Source organism: Inquilinus sp. CAU 1745 (genome assembly GCF_039839375.1).
In the GTDB taxonomy this organism is placed as follows: Bacteria; Pseudomonadota; Alphaproteobacteria; order DSM-16000; family Inquilinaceae; genus JBDOQU01.
In genome coordinates, this window is sequence record NZ_JBDOQU010000004.1 from 1 (window position 1) to 18,985 (window position 18,985).

General features: G+C 68.0%; 21 protein-coding genes. 8 read left to right on the plus strand and 13 right to left on the minus strand.

The window, feature by feature from the left end; all coding sequences use genetic code 11:
- Window positions 1-131 precede the first annotated feature (131 nt).
- The 7 genes from AAFN89_RS06270 to moaA form a co-directional block, all read right to left on the minus strand.
- The gene (locus AAFN89_RS06270; RefSeq protein WP_347537054.1) at window positions 132-602 is read right to left on the minus strand and encodes an NfeD family protein; all 471 of its coding nucleotides are present in this window, start codon (window positions 600-602) and stop codon (window positions 132-134) included.
- Between the two features lie 15 nt (window positions 603-617).
- Window positions 618-1,646 (minus strand): SPFH domain-containing protein, encoded by a 1,029-nt coding sequence (locus AAFN89_RS06275; protein ID WP_347537056.1) that lies wholly within the window; start codon window positions 1,644-1,646, stop codon window positions 618-620.
- Window positions 1,537-2,856: an AbrB family transcriptional regulator gene (locus AAFN89_RS06280; protein ID WP_347537058.1), complete on the minus strand. Its 1,320-nt coding sequence runs from the start codon at window positions 2,854-2,856 to the stop codon at window positions 1,537-1,539. Before AAFN89_RS06280 ends, AAFN89_RS06275 begins: the two co-directional genes overlap by 110 nt.
- Before the next feature lie 76 nt (window positions 2,857-2,932).
- On the minus strand, window positions 2,933-3,907 hold the full coding sequence (locus tag AAFN89_RS06285) for a succinylglutamate desuccinylase/aspartoacylase family protein (RefSeq protein WP_347537060.1): 975 nt from the start codon (window positions 3,905-3,907) through the stop codon (window positions 2,933-2,935).
- Window positions 3,904-4,704, minus strand: a complete 801-nt coding sequence (locus tag AAFN89_RS06290; protein ID WP_347537062.1) for an NAD kinase — start codon at window positions 4,702-4,704, stop codon at window positions 3,904-3,906. The genes AAFN89_RS06285 and AAFN89_RS06290 overlap by 4 nt, the downstream gene beginning before the upstream one ends.
- Window positions 4,705-4,748: 44 nt before the next feature.
- On the minus strand, window positions 4,749-5,171 hold the full coding sequence (locus AAFN89_RS06295) for a hypothetical protein (protein ID WP_347537064.1): 423 nt from the start codon (window positions 5,169-5,171) through the stop codon (window positions 4,749-4,751).
- Between the two features lie 4 nt (window positions 5,172-5,175).
- Window positions 5,176-6,195, minus strand: a complete 1,020-nt coding sequence (gene moaA, locus AAFN89_RS06300) for a GTP 3',8-cyclase MoaA (RefSeq protein ID WP_347537066.1) — start codon at window positions 6,193-6,195, stop codon at window positions 5,176-5,178.
- A 104-nt stretch (window positions 6,196-6,299) separates the two neighbouring features.
- On the opposite strand from moaA, the gene AAFN89_RS06305 reads away from it, so the two are divergent.
- Both AAFN89_RS06305 and mobA read left to right on the plus strand, forming a co-directional pair.
- Window positions 6,300-7,184, plus strand: a complete 885-nt coding sequence (locus AAFN89_RS06305) for a formate dehydrogenase accessory sulfurtransferase FdhD (protein WP_347537068.1) — start codon at window positions 6,300-6,302, stop codon at window positions 7,182-7,184.
- Window positions 7,171-7,788 (plus strand): molybdenum cofactor guanylyltransferase MobA, encoded by a 618-nt coding sequence (gene mobA, locus AAFN89_RS06310; protein WP_347537070.1) that lies wholly within the window; start codon window positions 7,171-7,173, stop codon window positions 7,786-7,788. The genes AAFN89_RS06305 and mobA overlap by 14 nt, the downstream gene beginning before the upstream one ends.
- 561 nt (window positions 7,789-8,349) lie before the next feature.
- Here the strand turns inward: mobA and AAFN89_RS06315 are convergent.
- Window positions 8,350-9,357, minus strand: coding sequence for an aldo/keto reductase (locus AAFN89_RS06315; RefSeq protein ID WP_347537072.1), 1,008 nt, complete (start codon window positions 9,355-9,357; stop codon window positions 8,350-8,352).
- Window positions 9,358-9,443: 86 nt separating this feature from the next.
- Here AAFN89_RS06315 and AAFN89_RS06320 point away from each other — a divergent pair, with 86 nt between their 5' ends.
- Together AAFN89_RS06320 and AAFN89_RS06325 are read left to right on the plus strand one after the other, a co-directional pair.
- Window positions 9,444-10,334, plus strand: coding sequence for an amidohydrolase family protein (locus tag AAFN89_RS06320; protein WP_347537074.1), 891 nt, complete (start codon window positions 9,444-9,446; stop codon window positions 10,332-10,334).
- 583 nt (window positions 10,335-10,917) lie between these two features.
- Entirely contained in the window at window positions 10,918-11,160 is a 243-nt protein-coding gene (locus tag AAFN89_RS06325; protein ID WP_347537076.1) for a DUF1127 domain-containing protein, read from the plus strand.
- A gap of 127 nt (window positions 11,161-11,287) precedes the next feature.
- Here the strand turns inward: AAFN89_RS06325 and AAFN89_RS06330 are convergent, their stop codons facing one another.
- Both AAFN89_RS06330 and AAFN89_RS06335 read right to left on the minus strand, forming a co-directional pair.
- The gene (locus tag AAFN89_RS06330) at window positions 11,288-11,791 is read right to left on the minus strand and encodes an anti-virulence regulator CigR family protein (protein ID WP_347537078.1); all 504 of its coding nucleotides are present in this window, start codon (window positions 11,789-11,791) and stop codon (window positions 11,288-11,290) included.
- 95 nt (window positions 11,792-11,886) lie between these two features.
- Window positions 11,887-12,567 carry an HAD family hydrolase gene (locus tag AAFN89_RS06335; RefSeq protein ID WP_347537080.1) on the minus strand — a complete coding sequence of 227 codons (681 nt, stop codon included), beginning with the start codon at window positions 12,565-12,567 and terminating at the stop codon, window positions 11,887-11,889.
- A 162-nt stretch (window positions 12,568-12,729) separates the two neighbouring features.
- Here AAFN89_RS06335 and AAFN89_RS06340 point away from each other — a divergent pair, with 162 nt between their 5' ends.
- Window positions 12,730-13,500: a fumarylacetoacetate hydrolase family protein gene (locus AAFN89_RS06340; protein WP_347537082.1), complete on the plus strand. Its 771-nt coding sequence runs from the start codon at window positions 12,730-12,732 to the stop codon at window positions 13,498-13,500.
- Here the strand turns inward: AAFN89_RS06340 and AAFN89_RS06345 are convergent.
- Window positions 13,487-14,398 (minus strand): LysR family transcriptional regulator, encoded by a 912-nt coding sequence (locus AAFN89_RS06345; protein WP_347537084.1) that lies wholly within the window; start codon window positions 14,396-14,398, stop codon window positions 13,487-13,489. The genes AAFN89_RS06340 and AAFN89_RS06345 overlap by 14 nt on opposite strands.
- 104 nt (window positions 14,399-14,502) lie before the next feature.
- Here AAFN89_RS06345 and AAFN89_RS06350 point away from each other — a divergent pair, with 104 nt between their 5' ends.
- Together AAFN89_RS06350 and AAFN89_RS06355 are read left to right on the plus strand one after the other, a co-directional pair.
- On the plus strand, window positions 14,503-15,498 hold the full coding sequence (locus AAFN89_RS06350) for an aldo/keto reductase (RefSeq protein WP_347537086.1): 996 nt from the start codon (window positions 14,503-14,505) through the stop codon (window positions 15,496-15,498).
- Window positions 15,499-15,618: 120 nt separating this feature from the next.
- Window positions 15,619-15,936 (plus strand): zf-TFIIB domain-containing protein, encoded by a 318-nt coding sequence (locus tag AAFN89_RS06355; RefSeq protein ID WP_347537088.1) that lies wholly within the window; start codon window positions 15,619-15,621, stop codon window positions 15,934-15,936.
- A gap of 31 nt (window positions 15,937-15,967) precedes the next feature.
- Here the strand turns inward: AAFN89_RS06355 and AAFN89_RS06360 are convergent, their stop codons facing one another.
- Window positions 15,968-16,195 carry a hypothetical protein gene (locus tag AAFN89_RS06360; protein WP_347537090.1) on the minus strand — a complete coding sequence of 76 codons (228 nt, stop codon included), beginning with the start codon at window positions 16,193-16,195 and terminating at the stop codon, window positions 15,968-15,970.
- Window positions 16,196-16,277: 82 nt separating this feature from the next.
- Here AAFN89_RS06360 and hrpB point away from each other — a divergent pair, with 82 nt between their 5' ends.
- Complete coding sequence (gene hrpB, locus AAFN89_RS06365; RefSeq protein ID WP_347537092.1) at window positions 16,278-18,788, plus strand: ATP-dependent helicase HrpB; 2,511 nt, start codon at window positions 16,278-16,280, stop codon at window positions 18,786-18,788.
- Here hrpB and AAFN89_RS06370 read toward each other — a convergent pair.
- Complete coding sequence (locus AAFN89_RS06370) at window positions 18,782-18,985, minus strand: SlyX family protein (protein WP_347537094.1); 204 nt, start codon at window positions 18,983-18,985, stop codon at window positions 18,782-18,784. The two genes, hrpB and AAFN89_RS06370, sit on opposite strands and share 7 nt — an antisense overlap.

An 18,985-nucleotide genomic window follows, 5' to 3' on the forward strand; every position in this document is an offset into this window, starting at 1 on the left:
CGCACCCACAAATTGCGCCGCTTCACGGCGGCCCGGCCGGGCCGCCGTGAAGCAGAACAAAACCAGAAATCTGTCAACGATCCTAACGGTCTATAACGTCAACTATGTTCCCGGTTGCTCACTATCGGTACTCAGGCGGGTTCCGCGGAAGCCCCGGTCTCTACATGCCGTTCCACCAGGAGGGTCGTGCCGTCCGCGCCGATGACTCGGATGGTGGCGCCCTTGGGCATATCGTTGCCGCGGACGGTCCATACGCCATCGCCGATCTTGGCTCGTCCATAGCCGTTTTCGATCGCGGTGCTGAGGATCAGGACACGGCCGACATAGGAGGCGCCGCGCCGGTTCAGCGCCGGTTCGTCGCTGTCGGACGGTTTCGGCCGGAACCAGCGCCGGCCCAGGATCGCGCCCGCCACCGACAGCACGGCGAAGACCAGGATCTGCAGCGGCAGGGAGAGGGCCGGCACGATCAGCAGGAGGAAGCCGACCGCGCCCGCGCCGACGCCGAGCCACAGGAAGGCGATTCCCGGCGCCAGGATCTCCAGCACCACGAACGCCATCGCGGCGACCCACCAGTACCAGAAGGAGATTTCGATCGCTTCCATCGTCCGATCCTTCCGTCAGGCGCCCTCGACCACGGGGGCGCCGGACGGGCCTCCCCAGGGCGAGGCCGGGCGCGGCGGAACCGGCGGGCGGGGGCCGGCCGGCGGCGTCGCGCCATTGCCGCCGCTGCCGCCGAACGCCTCCCGCGCGATCTCCGTGATGCCGCCGATGGCGCCGATCACCCCGGCCGCTTCGATCGGCATGAAGAAGACCTTCTGGTTGGGCGCCGACGCCATCTCCTTCAGCGAATCGACATAGCGGTTGGCGACGAAATAGTTGATCGCCTGGATGTCGCCGGCGGCGATCGCTTCGGACACCATGCGCGTCGCCTCGGCCTCGGCCTGCGCGCCCCGCTCCCGCGCCTCGGCGTCGCGGAAGGCGGCTTCGCGCCGGCCCTCTGCCTCCAGGATCGCGGCCTGCTTCAGCCCCTCGGCCCGCAGCACCTGGGCGCGCTTGTCGCCCTCGGCCTCCAGGATGGTGGCGCGCCGTTCGCGTTCGGCCTTCATCTGGCGGCCCATCGCGTCTACAAGGTCGCGCGGCGGGCTGATGTCCCGGATCTCGATCCGCGTGGCCTTGACGCCCCAGGTCGAGGTCGCCTGGTCCACGACAGACAGCAGCTTGGTATTGATGATGTCGCGATTCGACAGCAACTCGTCCAGATCCATCGATCCCATGACCGACCGGACATTGGTCATGGTCAGGTTGAGGATCGCCAGTTCCAGATTGTTGACCTCATAGGCGGCCATGGCCGCGTCCAGCACCTGGAAGAACACGATGCCGTCGGCGGTCACCATCGCGTTGTCCTTGGTGATGACCTCCTGCGACGGCACGTCCAGCACCGTCTCCATCATGCTGATCCGCGACCCGATGCGATCGACGAAGGGCACGATGATGTTCAGGCCCGGCTTCAGCGTCCGGGTGTAGCGGCCGAACCGCTCAACGGTCCATTCCTTGCCCTGAGGAACGGATTTGACGCCCATGAAGACGATGAGAATCGCCAGCACCAGAACGGCGACGACGAAAATGCTGAACGGCGACAGCAACATGCCCCGACCCCCTGTCAGAAGTCCCCTTCTTCCGCCCCCCGGCGAAAGCTCCCGGCCATAATCTGACACATATGCGCGAAAGTGGGCAGCTTTCTAATCGCCAGGGGGGGGAAGGGCGGGAGGATGCCCGGCGCCGGCGGCGCAGCATCAGGAACAGGCCCGGCGCGAAGACGACGATCAGGACGATCCGCGCGATATGATGGGTGGAGACGAAGGCCGCGTCCGCGCCCAGCGCGATGGCGACCAGGCTCATCTCCGCCAGCCCGCCCGGCGCGTAGGCCAGCACCAGCTCCGTTATGGCGATGCCGGTCAGCGCATGCATGAGAAGCGCGAAGGCGACGGTGATGGACAGAAGGCAGAGGGTCAGACCGATCGCGGTCGCTCCGATGACCGCCACCCCGCGGATCGTGGTCCCCGCGAACCGGCAGCCGATGAAGGCGCCGACGACCACCTGCGCCGCGGCGATCGCGAGCGCCGGCGGCGATCCGTCGGTCAGGCCGGCAAGGTGGAAGATTGCGGACAGGACCATCGGCCCGACCAGTGCGTCCGCCGGTATGCGGAGCGCGCCCGCGATCGGCGCGCCGACGATGCAGAGCGCCAGCATCAGGTAATCCAGGGGCGCGATGGCGGTCAGCGCCGGCCCCAGCCCGCCGCGCGCCGCCGCGTCATAGCCGTCCAGGAACCGGAACCAGACCGGAATGGTGAAGATCACCAGCATGATCCGCGCGCTGTGGCTGAGCGCGATGGCCTTCTCGTCGCCCCCCAGCTGGCTGCCCATCATCACCATCTCGTTGAAGCCGCCGGGGGTGGCGGTGAAATAGGCGGTGACGCTGTCCCATTTCGCGACGCAGCGGAGGAAGACCATGCCGACGGCGGTGCAGATGGCGATATAGGGAACGAGGCCGGCGAGCGTGACGGTCCAGCGGCCCAGATGGCCCACGATGTCGGGGGAGAAGGCGCTGCCCAGCATGATGCCCAGCACCATCACCATGAAGCCGCGCAGCCCCTTCGGCACGTTCAGCCTGACGCCCGCGATGGCGGCGACGCTGGTCGTCAGCATCGCGCCGATCATCCAGGCCAGCGGCATGTTCAGCCAGTTGAGCACCGCTCCGCCGGCCGTGCCGAGGCCAAGCGCCAGAGCCATGCGGGAATAGTCGACGGCGCGGATGGTGGCGACCTGACGGGCGGCCAGCTTGGACAGGGACGGCATATCGGAATCTGTTGGCGGCGGGGAAGACGCTCCTTCGATGCTCCGTTTGGCGCGTCGCGTCAATCTCGGGCAGAGATTATTCAGCGCCGTCGCCGACCCCGTCCGCCTCCACGAACCGTCCCAGCCGGACAGCGGTCTGCCCCTTCCGGACGTTATGGCACGGCATGATGATGACACAGCCATCGTGCGGCGCGAGGATCGGATGCGCGCCGTCCCGCCCGATCGGCGCGCCCGCCCTTTCCATCACCTCCAGCCCCCGGAAATCCGCCGCGAAGGTGAAGCGATCGGTCGCGGTGGTGACGGTATGGGTCACATCCACGACCCGTTGCGGCCGGGGCTCGGCGAGCGGGCGAAGTCCGGCGGGAACCCGGTCGATCGCGCCGGTTCGCAGCAGGAAGGCGAGCGCCGTTTCCAGCGCCGTTTCCGCCGCCCGGACCGACCAGTGCTGCCCGCATTCCACCAGAAGCGCCGCCGCATCCTCCTCCGAATCGCCGAACCGGCCATAGTCGCGCAGCCGACGGCCGGTCAGATGACCGTCGTCGCGCACCACGGTCTCCGGCGTTCCGACGCGCCGGGCGAGGTCCAGCCCCTTCTCGTGCCGGCCCGCCAGGATCAGCGAGGTCGCGTCCTGCTGCATGGAATGGAGGTCGAGAAGCATGTCGGCCTCGTTGACAATCGGCCTGATCTGCCGCGCCCGGTCCAGTTCCCGGGATCGCGACTTTCCCTCCAATACTGCCGAATCCCACAGCCGGTTCATGTCCTGGTCCAGGAACCGCGTCCGGCAGGGATCGGCGGGATCGAAGCGGGCATAGGCGGCGACGTTGACGAAGCCCAGCGTCACCTTCCCCGCCGCCGGCCGCAGCCTCGCCTTCATCAGCGCATCCAGCGCGATCGCCCCGCACGGCTCGTTGCCATGGACCAGCGCGGTCAGCAGGACATGCGGCCCCTGCCGCCCGCTGTCCAGCGCGATGAACCAGGGAACGCCCGTGCCGCCATCCTGGTAGGCGGAGATGTCCGGCGGAGATATCTCGACCGGCGGTCGGGGCGTCACGGCAGGAACTGTTCCTTGATGATGCGTTCCTGCAAGGCATGCTCCGGATCGAAGAGGAGGGTGAGCGCCACGCTGGGATCCGCCGTCACCTCCACCCGCGCGACATCCCGCACTTCCGTCGCGTCGGCGACGGCGCTGACCGGCCGCTTGCCCGCCTCCAGCACGTCGAAGACGATCCGCGCGGCATAAGGCAAGAGCGCGCCGCGCCAGCGCCGGGGGCGGAAGGCGCTGACCGGCGTCAGGGCCAGCACATCGGCCTCCAGCGGGATGATCGGGCCGTGGGCGGAAAGATTGTAGGCGGTCGACCCCGCCGGCGTCGCCACCAGCGCACCGTCGCACACCAGCTCGTCCAGCCGTTCGATGCCGTCGATGGATATCCGCAGCTTGGCCGTCTGGCGGGTTTCCCGCAGCAGCGACACCTCGTTGATCGCCAGCGCCGCGACTTCCTCGCCCGAAACCCGCCGGGCCAGCATCCGCAGCGGGTGCAGCGTCACGGGCACGGCGGCCGCCAGCCGCTCCAGCAGCCCGTCCTCCCGATAGTCGTTGAGCAGGAAGCCCACCGACCCGCAATTCATGCCGAAGACCGGCACGCCGCGATCGAGGAGCCGGCGCAGCGTCTCCAGCAGGAATCCGTCTCCGCCCAGCGCGACGATCACCTCCGCCCCCTCCGTGGGTGTGTCGCCATATCGGGCGGTCAGGCGCGACAGGGCGGCGCAGGATTCCTCGGTGTCGGAGGCGACGAAGCTGACGCGCTTGCCCGCGACGGCCGATGCGATATTGGGGGCGGTATCCATCATGATGGGTTGGACTCTAGCGCGCCGTTCCGGGAAGCGACAGGCGCTTATGGCGGGCAGGGCCGACCCTCGAAGCCCGGCCCGCGCACCTCGATGGAGCCATAAGCGCCGGGGATGATGGTCATCAGGATGATCGTCGTGTCGTCGAGATAGCGGTAGCGCTCATAGGGCGATTCGGCGGGCAGCCTGACCGGCGTTTCCATCCCCAGCGTGTCGGGGAGAAGCGCCCGCGCGAAGGACCATGCTTCCTCCGTGTTCCACAGCGCCTGCGGGGCCTGCCAGCATTCGCGGATCACCCGGTCGCGCTCGTCGACGGAGAAGCGCAGCCTTTCGGCGCCATATTCGCCCAGATAGACCAGTTCCCGGCTCCGTGCATCCATTGGATAATCGCCAAGATCGGCGCGGAGCGGTGGTGAGGGAAGGGAAGCGAGCAGCGCCGCGCAGACAATCGAAGCGATGCGCGCGGCCATCTCCCTACCCCCCGGTGACGCTCATATGCCGGGCCACCGCCGGCTGGTTGTGGCGGCGATCGATGATGAAATCGTGGCCCTTGGGCTTGCGGCCGATCGCCTCCTCGATGGCGGCGATCAGCGGCGCATCGCTCTCGGACTGGCGCAGCGGCGCGCGCAGGTCGGCCGCGTCCTCCTGGCCCAGGCACATATAGAGCGTGCCGGTGCAGGTCAGCCGCACGCGGTTGCAGCTTTCGCAGAAATTGTGGGTCAAGGGCGTGATGAAGCCGATCCGGCCGCCCGTTTCCTCCACCCGGACATAGCGGGCGGGGCCGCCGGTGCGATGGTCGATCTCCGTCAGCGTCCAGCGATTCGCGAGGTCGGCCCGGACCAGCGACAGCGGCAGGTACTGGTCCAGCCGCGTCTCTCCGCCGATGTCGCCCATCGGCATGACCTCGATGAAGGTCAGATCGTGGCCGTGCTTCCCGCACCAGCCGATCAGCGTGTCGAACTCGTCGTCATTGACGCCCTTGAGCGCGACCGCATTGATCTTGACCCGGATGCCGGCCGCCTTCGCGGCGGCGATCCCGTCCATCACCTGGGCGAACTTGCCCCAGCGGGTGATCGCCAGGAACTTGCCGGGGTCCAGCGTGTCCAGCGAGACGTTGACCCGCTTCACCCCGCAGGCTGCCAGCGCCTCGGCATGCTTGGCCAACTGGCTGCCGTTGGTGGTCAGCGTCAGCTCGTCCAGCGCGCCCGTCCGCAGATGCCGGGACAGGCTCTCGATCAGGCTCATGATGTTGCGGCGGACCAGCGGCTCCCCGCCCGTCAGGCGCAGCTTCCGGACGCCCAGCCCCACGAAGGCGCTGCACATCCGGTCCAGCTCCTCCAGCGTCAGCAAATCCGCCTTGGGCAGGAAGGTCATCTCCTCCGCCATGCAATAGACGCAGCGGAAATCGCACCGGTCGGTGACCGACACGCGGAGATAATCGATGCCGCGTCCGAAGGGATCGATCAGCGGCTTCGCCGCAGGGATGCTGCTCATGAACGGCCTTTCCTGTCCTGCAGGACAATATAAGGATGGTCGGGGCGTTTGTCGAAGCGTCGGCGACATTGACGGCGGGCGCTTCCTGGCGTTTCGTGGTGCCCATGACCAAAGAATTCGCCATCGCGCCCGATCCGGACGATCCCCGGCTGACGGAGCGGGTGACCGGCATCGACCATAATGGCGAGCGGATAGAGACCGCCGTCACCGTCGAACGGCCGCTGACCCTGTTCCTCAACGGGCGGGAGATCGTCACCATGATGACGATCGGCGACTATCCGGATTATCTGGCGATCGGATATCTGCTGAACCAGAACATGCTGCGTCAGGACGACCGGGTCACGGCAGTCGATTACGATCCCGACATCGACACGGTCGTCGTCCGCACCGAACGGCCGACGGACTATGAGGACAAGCTGAAGAAGAAGACCCTGACCTCCGGCTGCGCCCAGGGGACGGTCTTCGGCGACGTGATGGAGAGCTTCGAGACGATCCGCCTGCCCGAATCGGCGCGGATCAGGACCTCCTGGCTCTATACGCTGACCCGCAAGATCAACACCGCCCCCAGCCTCTATCTCACCGCCGGGGCGATCCATGGCTGCGTCCTGTGCGAGGGGGATCGGCCGCTGGTCTATATGGAGGATGTCGGCCGGCACAACGCGGTCGACAAGATCGCGGGGTACATGTTCCGGCACGGCGTCGATCCGGCGAGCAAGATCTTCTACACCACCGGCCGCCTGACCAGCGAGATGGTCATCAAGACCGTGCAGATGGGCATCCCGATCCTGGTCTCCCGCTCCGGCTTCACCGCCTGGGGCGTGCAGCTTGCCCGGCAGGCGGGGCTGACGCTGATCGGCCGGGCGAAGGGCCGCCGCTTCCTGGCGCTGGCGGGGGAGGATCGCATCGTCTTCGACGCCGATCCGCGCGCGGTGGCGGAGGAGGAAGGCCGCCACCGGCGGAAGGGCGCGGTCGACGATGCCGCGGAGTGACATCGTCGGGATCCTGCTGGCTGGCGGCCTGTCCCGGCGGATGGGCGGCGGCGACAAGACGCTGAGGACTCTCGGCGGCAGGCCGATCCTGGACCATGTGATCGCGCGGGCCGAACCGCAGGTGTCGGCGCTGGTGCTGAACGCCAATGGCGACCCGGCGCGGTTCACCTCCTATGGCCTGCCCGTCGCGTCGGATTCTGTGGAGGGATTCGCGGGACCGCTGGCTGGAATCCTGGCCGGATTGGACTGGGCGGCGGCGCACCGGCCGGAGGCGACCCATGTCGCCAGCTTCGCCTGCGACGCGCCCTTCTTCCCCCGCGATCTGGTGGACCGGCTGTCGGCGACGCTGACGCCGGAGACGCCGCTCGCCTGCGCCGCTTCGGACGGCCGGTCCCATCCCGTCTTCGCCCTGTGGCCGCTGACCCTGCGCGACGATCTCAGCCGCGCGCTGGTGGAGGAGGGGTTGCGCAAGGTCGACCTCTGGACCGCCCGCCACGGGCTGGCGACGGTGGATTTCCCGGTCCGGGATATCGATCCCTTCTTCAACGCCAACCGCCCGGACGATCTGGCGGAAGCCGAGAGGCTGCTGGCTATGGCCAACTGACGCGTCACCGAGATTGTTTTTATGGTCATTCCCGACTTGATCGGGAATCCAGGGGCCGCGCCGTTTCGGCCCTCTCCACCCAATGAGGATGCCTCCATCGGCAAGGCTCCTGGATGCCGGATCGTGGTCCGGCATGACGTTTTTGGCGGGAGAACGCGCCTTTCTTCCTCACCTTGAGCCCGTCAAAGTGCGTGCCCCACATGGTTCGACAGGCCCACCATGAGGTTTCCCTGGTTGGTCATTCCCGACCTGATCGGGAATCCAGCGGCCTTGCCTCCTCCGCCCTCGCCGGACATGGTGAAAGCTCCGCCGCCAAGGCCCCTGGATGCCGGGTCGGGGCCCGGCATGACCGCGTTTTTTGATGGCTCTCAATACTGGAAGGCCGCCGAAAGATCGGGCACACATGGTTCGACAGGCTCACCATGAGGTTTTCTTGTAATTGGTCATTCCCGACTTGATCGGGAATCCAGCGGCCTTGCCTCCTCCGCCCTCGCCGGACACCGTGAAAGCTCCGCCGCCAAGGCCCCTGGATGCCGGCTCGGAGGCCGGCATGACCAACTATCATGATGGCGCGTCCGGATGAAGCAGACCGCGCCGCTTCAGGTCGGCCCAGAGATCATCGGGGATCGGCCGGGTCAGATGCTCGATATTCTGTTCCATCTCCGCCCTTGAGCGCGCGCCGGGGATGACGCTGGCGACGACCGGATGCTTCAGCACAAATTGCAGGGCGGCCGCCGGCAGCGAGACGCCGTGGTCGCGGCAGGCCTCGCCCAGCCTGGCCGCGCGGTCGCGGACATCCTCGGGCGCGCGGTCGTAGTTGAAGGTGTCGCCGCCGGCGAGGATGCCCGAATTGTAGGGGCCGCCGATGATGATCGAGACGCCGCGCCGTTCGCAGAGCGGGAAGAAGCCGTCCAGCACCGTCTGCTCCAGCAGCGTATAGCGGCCGGCCAGCAGGAAGACGTCCCAATCCTGGTGCTCCAGCGCCTCCGCGCAGACCTCCCATTCATTGACCCCAAGGCCGATCGCGCCGACCACCCCTTCCTCCTTCAGCCGCCGCATCGCCCGCGCGCCGCCCGACATTGCTTCCGCCATCAGGCGGGGATGGTCGTCGCCATAGCTCGTCCGCCCGACATCGTGGAGATAGAGGATATCGATCCGGTCCGTGCCCAGCCGCTGAAGGCTGTCTTCCACCGACCGCATGACCCCATCATGGCTGTAGTCGACCACCGGCTGGAAGGGCAGCGGGGCTTTCCAGTAATCCTCCGGCGCCTGTGGCTCCGTCCGCCGCACCAGCCGCCGTCCCGCCTTGGTCGACAGTACGACACGGTCGCGGCCGAACCGGCGAAGCGCCTCCCCGAACCGGTGCTCGGACAGGCCATAGCCGTAGAATGGCGCGGTATCGACATAGAGAAGGCCGGCTTCCAGCCCGCCTGCGATCGTCTCGGCCGCCGTCTGATCGTCCACCGCCTGGTAGAGCCCGCCCAGCGCGGCCCCGCCCAGCCCCATGACCGGAACCTCGATGCCTGTCCGGGCGATGGGGCGTCTTTGGGCGAGCGTGCGGGGCGTCATCTCCGGTAGGCTCCTTCCTGTTGGCGATGTTCTGCCATGCAGCTTCAGGCCGAACGGGGCGGTCGATCAAGCCGGGGAGGCGAAGGATGCCCGATTTTCCGATCATCGACAGCCATGTCCATTTCTGGGACACGGGCCGCCTGCGTTATCCTTGGCTGGCGACGGTCCCGAAGATCGACCGGCCGTTCGGGCTGGAGGATTATCGCGCGGCGACCGTTGGCACGGAGGTCGAGGCGATGGTCTTCGTGCAGGCGGAGGCCGCGCCCGAACAGGGGCTGGAAGAAGCCGATTGGGTGGCCGGCCTCGCCCGCCGGGACCCGCGCATCCGCGCGCTGGTGGCCTGGGCGCCGCTCGACCGTGGACGGCGGGTGGAGGCGCATCTGGAGGCGGTCAGCCGCCATGCCTTCCTGCGCGGCATCCGCCAGAACATCCAGGCGCAGCCCGACCTGGATTTCTGCCTGCGCCCCGATTTCGTCGAAGGGGTGCGGATGCTGGGCGATTTCGATCTCAGCTTCGACATCTGCGTCGACCACCGGCACATGGAGAATGCGGTCCGGCTGGCGGAGAAGGCGCACGCCGTGCCAATGGTGCTGGACCATATCGGCAAGCCCGCCATCAGGGACGGCGCGCTCGACCCGTGGCGGAGCCATCTCCGCGAACTTGCGGCGATGCCCCATGTGTTGTGCAAGCTCTCCGGCGTCGCGACAGAAGCCGACCATGAGAACTGGAAGGATTCCGACCTCCGCCCCTTCATCGACCAGGCGCTGGAGGCTTTCGGTCCGGACAGGCTGATGTTCGGCAGCGACTGGCCCGTCGTGACGCTGGCCGCCTCTTACGAACGATGGATCGCAGTGCTGGACGATGCGCTTAGCCCACTGCCTCCGGCCGACCGCCGCAAGATCTGGCGCGACAACGCCGCGCGGTTCTACCGGCTGGGGGATACCCCCCGTCATTCCAGCGAACGCTGGAATCCATAGGCCTTCGCCGTTTCACCGGCAGGGAGAAAACCAGGCGCGGTCTCGGTTTCGATTGATACCGTATGGATGCTGGATCAAGTCCAGCATGACGGTTTGTGGGGGAAGAATCCTCACCTTGAGCTTGTCGAAAGGTGTGGGGCACACATGGTTCGACAGGCTCACCATGAGGGGAAGGGACGAATCTTCCCTTTGTTGGTCATTCCGGCCCCCGAGCCGGAATCCATGCGGCGTCGAGGTCCCATGGATGCCGGATCAAGTCCGGCATGACATTGTTTTTGTTGGTCATTCCCGACTTGATCGGGAATCCATAGGCCCTCATCGCTTCGCGGACGTCGAAAAAATCGGCGCAGCATGACGATCTCTTGAAAAGACTCCTCACCCTGAGCCTGTCGAAAGGTGCGGGCACACATGGTTCGACAAGCTCACCATGAGGGGAGGAGCACGCTCTATTCCATATGCCCGCATATTTCTTTAATGCGCGCTTAAGGATGGGTTGTCGCCATTGCGATGCTGCGCTGCAAAAAACGCGGCTGTAGTTCATCAGGAAATGGACTATCTCCTTATTCGAAAGGAGAAAACAACCATGTCCATCTTCACTCGTATCAGCACTGCTCTCGGCATCTCCACCCTCGGTCGCGAGGTCTCTCGCGCCATCGCCGAGCTGGAGGCCTATTCCGATCGTGAGCTGGCCGACATCGGTGTGACCCGTTCGGGCATCCGCCAGGCCGTCCTCTACGGTCGTGAGAACGTCGCCGTCGATCGTCCGATCATCGCCCGCCCGGTCAATGACGACCGTCCGGCGATCGCTGTCAGCAACGCCGCCTAAGGGTCCGTCCCGGGCGACGTTGAAGCACAGCTTCCCTTGAGGGCCGCCATTCGGGCGGCCCTGAGGAGCGGGTTCCGCCCGGCTCCTCTTTTTTATGCGCGGATACTGGCTGACGCTGCGCGTCAGGCTAGAGAGCGCCTTCCAGAATATCGACGATCAGCCCGGTCGCGGCCTCCGCCAGGATGATGCTGCCGCCGACAATCAGGTACTCGTACCCGTCGCGCCTCGGCAGTTGCGCCAGCAACGGCGAGGGCAGGTACCGTTTCGCGATGCCCGGCGGCAGCGGCTTCCCGCGCGCCAGATTCCGGGCGATGCCCGGCGGCAGGCCCCGTGCCTCGAACCTGTGGACGTCGAAATAATCATAGATCAGGTCACGCTCGCGCGGGCTGAAGAAAGCCGAGGCCAGTGTGATCGCGGCGGCCGATCCCAACTCTTCGGCCAGATCCTCTGAAAAATCATCGCGGTCGCGATCGTCCCTGTCGCCGCCATGGCCGCGGCCAGGATGATCGTCCTCGAAAGCGGGCGGGCCGCCGCCATGGCCCCGGCCGCGCCCCGGATCGGCGTTTGCGAGAAGCGGCGTTGCCGCCATCAGCGCGGCGCAGCCCAGCGCCAGCAGTCGTATGGATTTCATCGTCTGGTCCTTAAGATTCCGTGGGCGTCCCTACCATTCCTCCTACGCATCGATTGTGGTGGCGGTTTCGCGCCTTTCGGGCAGAACGAAGGCTTTCACACCCGCACGCCCAGTTCGAACAGCCCGCGCTTCAAGGCGGCGGGGTCGTCGAACACCCGGAAGGCCCCCGCGTCCACCAGTTCGCGGTCGCCATAGCCGCCGGACAGCAGCCCCACGCCCAGCGCCCCGGCGCGACGGGCGGCCAGAATGTCCCATACGCTGTCGCCGACGACGAAACAGCGCGTCGTCGGCACGTCCAGGCGGCGGGCCGCCTCCTCGAACAGATCGGGGTTCGGTTTGGCGTAGGCCACCTGGTCGCGCGTGACGATCGTCATGTCCCCGACCGGCAGCCCCAGCTTCTCGATCAGCGGCCCGGCCGTCAGCATCCGACCACTGGTGGCGATCGCCCAGGGCACGCCCGATTCGGTCAGCCCCTCCAGCAATTCCCGCGCGCCGGGCAGGGGGCTGATCGATCCCAGCCGCTCCTTGAAGGAGGCAGCGTGGCGGTCGCGCAACTCCTGCCGCAGGGAATCGTCCACCGGCACGTCCGTCTCCCGCGCCAGCGCCTGGGCAAACAGTCCGCCGCTCATGCCGATCCGGCGATGGATGCGCCAGATCGACATCTCTATCCCCACCGCGGCGAGCGCGTCGGACCAGGCGAGGACATGGTGGTAGACGCTGTCGACGAGCGTGCCGTCCAGATCGAACAGAATGGCGGGATGGTCGGGCGTGGGCATGGGCGGCGAGCCTCCGGAAATCTTGAGGGAGGGGCCGATTTGACCGCGAGGGCGGCGATCCTGTCCAGCCGTCATGGGCGCAGGGCAGCCGCCCGCTTGCGCGACGGCGCGGGCCCGTGCGAAAGCTGGCCCGAACCTTCTTTCCCAGCGCCGGATCCCGCCATGCCCCTGACCCCCGAAGAAATCACCCAGGCCGCCGATCTCCTGGCCGACGCCAGGCGTGACCACCGGACATTGCCGGAACTGCCGGGTGCGCTCCGGCCGCGCGACGAGGCCTCGGCATACGCCATCCAGCACAATGTCGCCCGGCGGCTCGGCCCCGTCGCCGGCTGGAAGGTCGGGGCGGGCGGCCCGGACGAGATTCCGACCTGTGCGCCGCTGCCGGCCGATCGCGTCACGGCATCACCCGCCCGGCTGCCGGCCGGCATGTTCCACGGCATCGGCGTGGAGGCGGAGATCGCCTTCCGCTTCGCCCGCGACCTGCCGCCGCGCGACCGCGCCTATTCGGAGGCGGAGGTGCTGGACGCCGTGGACGCCGCCATGCCGGCGATCGAGATCGTGGACGGAAGGCTGGCGGACGGGATGAAGGCCGATCCGCTGTCGAAGTTGGCGGACCATCTGGTGAACGGCGCGTTCATCCATGGCGCGCCGCTGGCCGACTGGCGGGGCCGGGCCTGGACCCGCCAGCCCATGGCGCTCTCGATCGACGGCAAGATCGTGGCGGAGGCGGTGGGCGGCAGCCCGGTGGGAGAGCCCTATTGGCTGCTGGTCTGGCTGGCGAATGTCGGCGCAGCCCCGATGGGCGGCATCCGGGCGGGGGAGATCGTCACCACCGGCTCCCGCAACCCCCTCGTCTTCGCCCCGCCCGGCGCGAAGGTGACGGCCTCCTTCCCCGGCCTGGGCGACGCTGAGGCCGAGTTCACGGCTGGCTGAGACTGGTGCGCCGCCGCTCCCGCACGAAATCGATGAAGGCGCGGAGCGGCGGCCGCACCTGACGGCGGCTTGGGTGGTAGAGGAAGGGGCCGGGGAAGCTGGGACACCAGTCGTCCAGCACCCGGCGTAGCCTGCCGTCCGCGATTTCCGCCGTCACGTAGTCCTCGAACGTCGCCCACAGCCCCACCCCTTCCAGGGCCGCTTGCTTCTGAAGCGCGATATTGGTCGAGACCATCCGCGCCGGCGGATCGATCCTGACGATCTTCCCGTCACGCTCGAATTCCCAGGCAGGGACGACTCCGCTGGAGAAGCGCTGGCGGAGGCAGGGGTAGCCCATCAGGTCAGAAGGTTCGGCCGGAATCCCATGGGCCTCCAGCACCTCCGGCGCCGCCACGACGACATAGCGCTGCGGCGGCCCCAGCGGCACGGCGATCATGTCCTGCGCCAGATGTTCGCCCCACCGGATCCCGGCGTCGTACCCTTCCCGGACGATATCGATCAGGCTCGTTTCGGTGACGACTTCCAGTCGCACGGCCGGATGCGCCTTCAGGAACGCCGCCGCCAGCGGCGCCAGCACCAGCTCCACCGCCGGGGTCGGGGCGTTGATCCTGAGCGTGCCCGCCGGTTCCCCGGCCTGCTCTCCGACCTCGTCCAACGCGGCCGTTATGTCGTCCAGCGCCGGGGACAGCCGCTCCAGAAGCTTCGCTCCCGCTTCGGTGGGCGCGACGCTGCGCGTGGTGCGGTTGAGAAGCCGGACCTCCAGCCTGGCTTCCAGCATCCTGACCGCTTGGCTGAGCGTGGAGGCGGAGACCCCGACGACGGCCGCCGCCCCGCGGAAGCTGCGGTGGCGGGCGACGGCGGCGAAGGCGGCGAGATCGTCAAGATCGGCCTTTGGCATTGTCCTGAATCCCGAACGACCTGTTGCGGATAGTGCATCTTATCGCACGATGGAGCGGACCATAGCTATTCCGGACAGCAATCATCTGGAAGAGGACAATCGCGATGCTGATGCGCTCGCTGGGGGCCAAGGGCCCCGAAATTTCCGCACTGGGTCTCGGCTGCATGGGCATGTCCGACCTCTACGGCCCCGCCGACCGCCAGGAAAGCCTGGCGACGATCCACGCCGCGCTCGACGCCGGGATCAACCTGCTCGACACCGGCGATTTCTACGGCATGGGCCATAACGAGATGCTGATAGGGGAGGCGCTTGGGACTGTCGACCGCGATTCCGTCGCGCTCAGCGTCAAGTTCGGGGCGCAGCGCGGCCCGGACGGAGCCTGGCTCGGCTTCGACTCCCGGCCGCAGGCAGTCAAATCGGCCCTGGCCTATACCCTGAAACGGCTGGGCGTCGACCATATCGACATCTACCGTCCGGCGCGCCTCGACCCGGCCGTGCCGATCGAGGAGACGATCGGCGCCATCGCCGATCTGGTGCAGGCGGGCTATGTCCGCCATATCGGCCTGTCGGAGGTCGGGGCGGAGACGATCCGCCGCGCCCACGCCGTCCATCCCATCGCCGATTTGCAGATCGAATATTCGCTGATCTCCCGCGGGATGGAGGACGACATCCTGCCGGCCTGCCGGGAACTCGGCGTCGGGATCACCGCCTATGGCGTACTGTCGCGCGGGCTGATCAGCGGCCATTGGAAGCCCGGTGACGCCGATGCCGCCGGCGATTTCCGCAGCCACAGCCCGCGCTTCCAGCTCGGCAATCTGGAACGGAACCTGGAACTGGTCGAAGCCCTGCGCGGCGTCGCGGCTTCGCGGGGCGTCACGGTGGCGCAGATCGCCATCGCCTGGGTGCTGGCCCAGGGGCCGGAGATCGTGCCGGTGATCGGCGCGCGGCGGCGCGACCGGCTGGGGGAGGCGCTGGGCGCGCTGGATGTCGCACTCTCGCCGGAGGATCTGGCCGCGATCGAAACGGCCGCCCCGCGCGATGCCGTCGCCGGTGAGCGTTACGCCCCCGCCCAGATGGCGATGCTCGACAGCGAGCGGTGAGGTTCCTTGCAACCGGCCGTCGCCCGGCCCACCTGTCCCTTGCGGGCCGGGCCCCTCTGGCAGCCATCGGGTTGTGATGTCGGACCGTATCCACGTGTCAATCCCAGGGAGGATTAGCCGATGAACAACCCCGCCGTTGGAATGCCCTGTCCCGTCTGCAAGGTGCCGCTCGTCATGAGCGACCGGCAGGGCATCGAGATCGACTATTGCCCGCAATGCCGGGGCGTCTGGCTGGATCGCGGAGAGCTGGACAAGCTGATCGAGCGCAGTGTCCAGGATTCCGCCCCGGCCGCCGCTCCGCCGCCAAGGCAGCCTCAGCCCGGCTATGCCGAACCACGCTATGAGCGGGATCATGATCGCGGCTACGCCCAGTCACATCATCGTGGCTATGGCCACAAAAAGAGGAAGAAATCCTTCCTGGAAGAGCTGTTCGACTGAAAGGAGGGGCGGGGCCGCCGGTCCCGCCCTCTCAGTTTTCCTGCCGCTTCACGCCGGCCCAGAACCAGGCCGGGTCGCGGTTCATCGCCTGATTGATGATCTCGGCCGTATTCAGCCGCGCCTCATGCTCCGGACAGCCCGGCTCCCGTTCCAGATAGCTGGCGACGGCGATGTCGAAGGCCACGGCGTTGCTGTCGCCTGCCTGCCTGCGGCCGCGATAGACAAGGGCAACGGAAGTGGTTGTCTCGGTATCGCTCATTATCCGAATCTACCTTTCCCGGCGGATATTGTTTAACACCCATCGTTAAAATCCAGTTCTTTCACCGTCCGGCGTCCGGCCTTTGCGCTTCCCCAGCCCCCTGCCCATCGATCCCGTCCTGCCGGCCGTCGCGGAGGCGCTGGAAGCAAGGGGCGTGGCGGTTCTCCAGGCCCCGCCCGGAGCGGGCAAGACGACGCGCGTTCCGCTGGCGCTGCTGGATGCGTCCTGGGCCGTTGGCCGGAAGATCGTGATGCTGGAGCCGCGCCGGGTCGCTGCCCGCGCCGCCGCCCGCCGCATGGCGGAAACGCTGGGGCAGCCGGTGGGGAAGACCGTCGGCTACCGCGTCCGGATGGACAGCCGGGTCGGGCCGGAGACGCGGATTGAGGTGGTGACGGAAGGCATCCTGACCCGGATGCTGCAGGACGATCCTGCGTTGGAAAGCTGCGCCGCTCTCCTCTTCGACGAATTCCACGAACGCAGCCTGAACGCCGATCTTGGGCTCGCCCTCGCGCTCGATTCGCGCGGCGCGCTGCGGCCTGATCTCAGGATCCTGGTCATGTCGGCGACGCTGGAGGGCGCGCCGGTCGCGCGCCTTCTGGGCGACGCGCCGATCGTCACCAGCGAGGGCCGCGCCTTTCCGGTGGAGACGCGATGGCTGGACCGGCCGCCGGCGGGACGGATCGAAGGCGCGGCGGCCGACGCCATCCGCCTCGCGCTTCGGGAAGAGGAGGGCGACATACTGGCCTTCCTGCCCGGCGGGCGGGAGATCAGGCGCACGGCGTCGCTGCTGAACGATGTCGGGGGCGCGACGGTGACGCCGCTCTATGGCGATCTGCCGGCCGAGGCGCAGGACCGCGCGCTGCGTCCTCTGTCCGACGGCCGGCGCAAGATCGTGCTGGCCACCGCCATCGCGGAAACCAGCCTGACGATCGAAGGCGTCCGGGTGGTGGTGGATTGCGGGCTGGCCCGGCTGCCCCGGTTCGATCCGCGCGGCGGCATGACGCGGCTGGAGACCGTTCGCGTCTCACAGGCCGCCGCCGAGCAGCGGCGCGGCCGCGCCGGCCGGACCGGCCCCGGCATCTGCTATCGCCTGTGGCCGGAGGCGGAGCACCGGTCGCTGCCGCTCCAGCCCGCGCCCGAGATCACGGAAGCCGACCTGGCGCCGCTCGCACTCGACCTCGCCCTCTGGGGCGTCGCCGATCCCGGCGACCTCGCCTGGCTGAATCCGCCGCCCGACGCCGCCTTTTCCCAGGCGAAGGCGCTGCTGGTCCGGCTGGAGGCGTTGGAAGGCGAGGGGGACGGGGATGGCAGGATCACCGCCCATGGCCGTCGCATGGCTGCGCTGCCGGTCCATCCCCGGCTGGCGCACATGATCCTGCGGGCCGGCGAACGGAGGCTGGGCGGCCTCGCCTGCGAGGTCGCGGCGCTGCTGGAGGATCGGGACGTGGCGCTGGCCCGGGACGCCGATCTGCGCGCACGGGTGGAGGGGGTGAGGGCGGTCCTCGGCGGCTCCTCCGCTGCGCGCGCCGGGGTCGATCCGGCAGCGGCCCGGCGGGTGGCGGAGCAGGCGAAGGGGCTTGCCCGCGTGACGGGAGCGAAGAGAGGGGAGGGCGATCCGCGCGCCGTGGGATTAGCGCTGGCCTTCGCCTATCCCGACCGGATTGCCCAGAGGCGGCCGGGTGGGGACCGTCGCTTCCGCCTCGCCAACGGCAAGGGCGCCTTCTTCCTCCATGACGATCCGCTGGCGGCCGAGGACTGGCTGGCGGTCGCCGATCTGGACGGCGACCGGCGGGAAGCCCGCATCTTCCTCGCCGCGCCGCTCGGCCGGGAGGAGATCGAGGAAGCCTTCGCCAACGGGATAGAGGAGATTTCCTTCGTCGAATGGGATGCGCGCGCCGAAGCGGTCTCCGCCCGCCGACAGCGCCGGCTGGGCGCGCTGGTGCTGAAGGACGATCCGCTGGCCGACCCGCCGGCCGACCGGGTGGCGGCGGCGCTGGTCGACGGCGTCCGACGGAAGGGGCTGGCCGTCCTGCCCTGGAACAGCGCGGCGCGGTCGATCCGGGACCGGATTGCCTTCCTCCGGCGCGTCGAAGGCGACGAGGCGTGGCCCGATTTCACCGACGAGGCATTGCTGACCGGGCTGGACGAATGGCTTGCTCCCTGGCTCGCCGGCATGAACCGCCTGTCGCATCTGGAAAAGCTGGACCTCGCCGGCATTCTCGCAAGCATGCTCGACTGGAACACGCGCCAGCGCCTCGACGACCATGCGCCGACCCATCTGACCGTTCCCAGCGGCTCCCGCATTCCGATCGATTATTCGGCGGAGGAGGGGCCGGTGCTGGCAGTGCGGTTGCAGGAGATGTTCGGGCTTGCGGAAACGCCGAGGGTCGCCGCGGGCAGGGCGTCCGTCACTCTCCATCTCCTCTCCCCGGCCCGCCGGCCGCTGCAGGTGACGCAGGATCTGGCCGGCTTCTGGCGGGGCTCCTACAAGGCTGTGAAGGCGGAGATGAAGGGCCGCTATCCCAAGCATTACTGGCCCGACGACCCGCTGATCGCCGAACCGACCGCGCGGACGAAAAAGCGGGCTCAGTAATGCGGCGGCAGGTCGTCGGTGCGGATGCCGGGCGACTGGGCGCGCAACTCCTTCTTCAGCCGCTCCACATCCTCCGCCAGCCGCTCGATAGCCTGCCATTGCCTGGCGACGAGATCGCTCAGATCCTGGATCTCCGCGCCCTGATGGGCGGCCTGGATCTCCAGGTCGGTAATGCGGTCGGGGGCAGCGTCGGGCAT